The 5,041-nt window shown below is 53.5% G+C and carries 5 protein-coding genes; all 5 read left to right on the top strand.

The genetic code is table 11. The features are described from left to right. Positions 1-90 precede the first annotated feature (90 nt). A complete protein-coding gene (gene rbfA, locus ACTOVJ_RS08185; protein ID WP_449503631.1) occupies positions 91-561 on the top strand; it encodes a 30S ribosome-binding factor RbfA in 471 nt (156 codons plus the stop codon). Then, the gene (gene truB / locus ACTOVJ_RS08180) at positions 561-1,547 is read left to right on the top strand and encodes a tRNA pseudouridine(55) synthase TruB (RefSeq protein WP_449504403.1); all 987 of its coding nucleotides are present in this window, start codon (positions 561-563) and stop codon (positions 1,545-1,547) included. The genes rbfA and truB overlap by 1 nt, the downstream gene beginning before the upstream one ends. Before the next feature lie 125 nt (positions 1,548-1,672). Next, complete coding sequence (locus ACTOVJ_RS08175) at positions 1,673-3,589, top strand: HAD family acid phosphatase (protein WP_449504693.1); 1,917 nt, start codon at positions 1,673-1,675, stop codon at positions 3,587-3,589. A 140-nt stretch (positions 3,590-3,729) separates the two neighbouring features. Further along, a complete protein-coding gene (locus ACTOVJ_RS08170) occupies positions 3,730-3,966 on the top strand; it encodes a hypothetical protein (protein WP_449502297.1) in 237 nt (78 codons plus the stop codon). Further along, positions 3,963-4,949 carry a bifunctional riboflavin kinase/FAD synthetase gene (locus ACTOVJ_RS08165; protein ID WP_449504401.1) on the top strand — a complete coding sequence of 329 codons (987 nt, stop codon included), beginning with the start codon at positions 3,963-3,965 and terminating at the stop codon, positions 4,947-4,949. Before ACTOVJ_RS08170 ends, ACTOVJ_RS08165 begins: the two co-directional genes overlap by 4 nt. Positions 4,950-5,041 lie beyond the last annotated feature (92 nt).

Below are 5,041 nucleotides of genomic sequence, written 5' to 3'. Positions count from 1 at the left end.
CCACGGTAATTAACTTTTCATGCCGGTTGCGGGGGGGGGGCGGCGGCCGCCCACGCTCGCAACAAGCATGTTCACAAGAAGGAGAAATTGATGACGAATCCACGCGCTGCAAAAGTGGCCGAACGTATTCGCGAAGTTGTTGCTCGCCTGCTCGATTCAGGGGTGAAGGATCCACGTTTGGGAATGGTGACAGTCACAGATGTCCGCGTGACTGGCGATCTACAACATGCCACGGTGTTCTACACCGTCTTTGGAGGTGAAGAGCAAGCTCGTCAGAGCCAGAAGGCTCTCGAATCTGCCAAGGGAATGTTGCGCTCGAATGTGGGCAAGCAATTGGGTTTGCGACTGACTCCCAGTCTGGACTTTGTGCTTGATGCTTTGCCGGAAACTGCTCGTTCGTTCGAGGATGTGCTCACTGCCGCACGTTTCCGTGATGAAAAGATCCGCGAGGCAGCACAGGGAGCAACTTACGCAGGTGAGGCAGATCCGTATAAGAAACCGCGCGATACTGACGATGCCGAATCACCACAGTCGGGCGATATTGCTGAGGATCGTGACTGATGCGTACTGAGCGCCGTCAGATGCCGTGGGGTGATCTCCCACGAGCAATACAGGTTGCGCCGGACGGAATTGTTCTGATTGACAAGCCGTCCGGCGTGACTTCCCACGACGTCGTCGGCGCAGTTCGCCGTTTGGCAGGGACACGAAAAGTTGGACATGCGGGCACCCTTGACCCCATGGCAACGGGTTTGCTGGTGGTTGGGATCGGTCGAGCAACAAAACTCCTCACCTATATCACCGGCCACGATAAGGCATACGAGACACGCATCGCTTTTGGCGCCACTACCTCGAGTGAGGATGCTGACGGAACTGTGAGGGAATGGCACAGTACTGAGGGGCTGACATCTGACGCAGTCGATACAGCGATGGCACATCTGACTGGCGATATTCTTCAGCGTCCATCATCAGTCTCTGCTATCAAAATCGGTGGTAAACGTGCTCATGAGTTGATGCGTGACGGTGTTGACGTTCAGATCCCTGCGCGCCCAGTGCATGTTGCAGAATTTGCTCGGATCAGTGAACTGACGGAATCGACATTTTCTGATACGAACGACGAATATCACATCGTTGAGATGGACGCCGTGGCATCTGTGAGCTCGGGAACGTACATTCGTGCTCTTGGGCGTGATCTTGGCGATGCGCTTGGCGTTGGTGCACACTTACGTATGCTCCGACGTACTCGAGTGGGAGCATGGAATGTTGCCCAGGCGCAGACGATAGAGCATCTTGCGGAGTATGTCTTTGCTGGGGAGACCATCCCATGTTTGGGAATTGATGACGTTTGTGCCGATGTGTTTGAGGTGATCGAGATCAGCGAAGCTGAAGCAGTTTTGTTGGGACGAGGACAGTTTATCGATCAGCGTTCTGCCAGCTCCTGGCCAGCAGTTGCAGTCTACGACGGTCATGCGATCGCCCTCGTTTCTCCACGTGGAGGAAAGCTCAAACCAGATCTGCAGATTCGCATTTCGCCACCGTCGGCGCGGTAAATATTTTCATCGTTTTCAAATCTCTTGCTGCCTTTGCTAACGGTCGGTCTCTTCTCCTGAGCAGGCGTAGCATCGATATCCCGGGCAATGACGTCCGGTGACTCGATGACGAACGAGGAGATGAAGTGATTCCTGATTACTGTGTTCCCGATTTGGCACAGACTGGCTCGACGACGGCAGTTATTGCTCTCGCTGCGCTTGTGATGATCGCTATTGGTTCAGTGGCGGTGGTTCGCCGCCGACGTGGCGTTATCGCGGCTGTGATGGTGCTGGCTTTTGTTGGTGTTGGTCTAGCAGCCAACGTTCCTGGCGCTTCGGCGTCGGCGGGAGAGAAATCGTGCCCTGCTGGTTACCACTACGATGTATCCAAGGATTCCCACAAGACCACCAAGCCTATGCCGGCGCCGAACGCGACCTCAGCACCGAAAACGCCGCAGATAGCTGCACCTCGTTCGAATGCGGATGAAAGCTGGATGACACCGCAAACGACTTTTACTTTGAAAATGGATGGTTCAAGCGGCCTCGATACCCCTGGTGACAAGCTTGTGAACTGGGATATCGCGAAGAAAACTATTCGCGCCTATATGAATGCTCCCAAGGGAATTGCCAACAAGAAAGAGTCTCCCTATATTCACGATGTCACGCGGATCACTGAAGCTGCATCAGTAAAGATCGCAGATATCTGCCGTGCACAAGTGGCTGCAGGTAAGAAGCCTGCAGCAGTGTTCGACGCTGATGACACCACCTTGTGGACGTATGACATGGAAGATTCATTCATGAACTTTAATTTCACTGTCGACAAGCAAAATGCATGGTTTGCCAAGCATGATCTTCCCGCAACCCCGGGAATGGTGAAACTCGTGAAGGAAGTTCGCAACGCTGGCTGTGAGATCATTGGCCTAACGGGTCGGAAAGACTCCCAAAAGGAAGTCACACTCGCCAACCTTGCACGTGCGGGATATGTGGACGAGGCAGGAAAGCCGATTTTTACAGCTGATAAGTACTTCACCAAGTTTGATAATGGCGCCGCGATGCCTGAATATCTGGTGAAGCAGGGATACTGCGAAGTATCGAAGGGCAAGTGTTCAACCGTGGCTTTCAAGGCGGGAACCCGTCGCCACATCCAGGATGATCTAGGCTATGTCATTGCAGGAAACTTTGGTGACCAGTGGTCTGACCTCCAAGGTGGCGCTGCACTTGAATGGGTCAAGTTGCCTAATGCAACCTACTACTTGCCGAGCAAGAATTTGAATGATGAGTGGGAAGCGAAAGACCGCGCCGCTGGAATGTCGCCAAGCGTGGGAACCTATACTCTCGCTGCCGATGGTTCGAGTGGCTCAGTTGCAGGGGTTAAGGACACTGACATCCCCAATATGGATGTTGTGAAAGCAACGATTCGTTCCTACTACAACGCAAAGCAAAATGACACCGGTGTGTACGTGTCCAACAAGATGACATCCCCATACATCACCGAGATGGAGAAAGTAACTTCCGCTGCTACAGACAAGGTTGTTCACGCTTGCCGCGCTGGAGTTGACGCTGGAAAGAAGCCGGCAATCACCCTCGACGCGGATGACACAACAGTATGGACCTACGATATGGAAGAAGCGATGGAGTTCAATTTCACTCCTGAATTCCAGAAGGCGTATTTGGAATCGCACGATCTTCCAGCAACGCCTGGCATGGTGAAACTTGTGACGGCAGCGAAGGATGCTGGTTGTGAGATTATTGGCCTCACAGGTCGTTCGACTTCGCAAAAGGCGTGGACACTGCGCAATCTCTTTGCTGCAGGTTACCCGGGTTTCATCGAGAATCTGTATTTCACGAAGCCCTCTTCAGATCCAGCAAAAGTACCGTCTTATGTGACATGCGCAGGCGAGAAGTGCACAACCATTGAATTTAAGTCTGGGACCCGTAGTCATATTGAAAAGGACTTGGGATACACAATCGTCGGTAATTTTGGTGATCAGTATTCCGACCTGATCGGTGGACACGCTGACATGGCTTTTAAGTTGCCGAACCCGACCTATTACTTGCCGTAAATACATGATCGAATGTGTGGGTGATGCGTCTCGTGTATCACCCACACATTTTTTATAGCGCTACTTTGTGCCTTTTATGAGACTCGTGCGGAGGTGTCTCCCTCTGGCACTGCTATTTGTAAAAAGTTAAACTGATAGGTATGAGTGAAAACATGATCGAAACTCAGCCAGTGTCGTCTGGTTGCGGATGTGGTGGTAAAGGCAACGCGCATGCTAAAGGCGGGCATACCCACGGTAGTGGCCATGGCCACGGACGCGGTGGTTGCGGGTGCGGTGGCAAGGGTCGTCACCACGGTGTACGTAGCGAAATGACCCCTGCGTCAGCTCCAGACGATATGTCTGATGGCCGTTCACAGCTTGGCCTTCGCTCCAAGTGAAGCGCTGGTTTAACGTCGCCGACGTGCCCGACGATCTCGAATCGGTGGTGACGATCGGCGTTTATGATGGTGTGCATCGTGGGCATCAGGCGATTTTGAATGAGACTATTCGTCAGGCTCGCGCACGCGGTGTTCAGGCAGTAGTTCTGACTTTCGCTCCGCATCCTGCGGTTGTTCACGCGCCACAGACACCGATTGCTTTGATCACGTCTCTCGAAGATCGGCTTGACCGACTCGAAGCAATGGGAATCGATGGGGTGCTTGTCCAGCAATATACGCTCGAATATGCCAATGCTAGTCCGGAAGAATTTGTTAGGCAGCAGCTGCGGGGGGTTCTCGGGGCGAAAGCTGTTGTCGTTGGCAAGGATGTCCGTTTTGGGGCAGGGAACTGCGCCGACGGTGATGCTCTCATTGCGCTAGGGAAGCGTCACGGTTTCGATGTCACTCTTGTTGACGACCTGGTTGCAGATGATGGTAGGCGATTTTCGTCGTCATGGATACGTCAGCTTCTTGGGCGGGGGGATGTTGCCGCAGTAGCGAAAGTTTTGGGGCGTCCGCATCGGATTGTGGGGGAAGTGAGACATGGCTTCCAGAGGGGGCGTGAACTTGGTTTCCCTACCGCTAATCTCTATGGTGATGGCTTAGGCGAAATTCCTACCGATGGTGTCTATGCCGGTTGGTTAATTCAACGAGGGCCGGCTAACACGCGCGTCTATTTGCCGGCGGCAATATCTGTTGGGTCAAATCCCCAGTTCAGCGGTGAAATTCGTACGGTTGAGGCGCACGTCCTCGGCCGTTCCGATTTGAATTTGTATGGGCAGACAGTGGCGATCGAATTCGTTGACCGGATTCGATCGATGATGACATTCGATTCGCTTGATGGCTTACTTGAGCGGATGGACGAGGATTTGCGTCAGAGCGCGGAAATCCTTGGAGTTCCGGTGCCATCACGAGTTGATCCAACTGAGGTCACAGCGCACTGATACAGGTGTCAACACAAGGTGAGAGGTGGGGGGGGGGGGGGGTGAGAGCCCCCGCCCCCGCCACGAGGGGGGTGGAGACACCCCAAGGAAGT

The organism is Arcanobacterium sp. (ex Cirak et al. 2026), assembly GCF_053585065.1.
This window is presented reverse-complemented; position numbering and strand designations above follow the sequence as displayed.

Excerpts from the sequence above, each read along its gene's own strand:
- rbfA (WP_449503631.1), top strand. The coding sequence starts at position 91 with ATGACGAATCCACGCGCTGCAAAAGTGGCCGAACGTATTCGCGAAGTT.
- truB (WP_449504403.1), top strand. The coding sequence starts at position 561 with ATGCGTACTGAGCGCCGTCAGATGCCGTGGGGTGATCTCCCACGAGCA.
- ACTOVJ_RS08170 (WP_449502297.1), top strand. The coding sequence starts at position 3,730 with ATGAGTGAAAACATGATCGAAACTCAGCCAGTGTCGTCTGGTTGCGGA.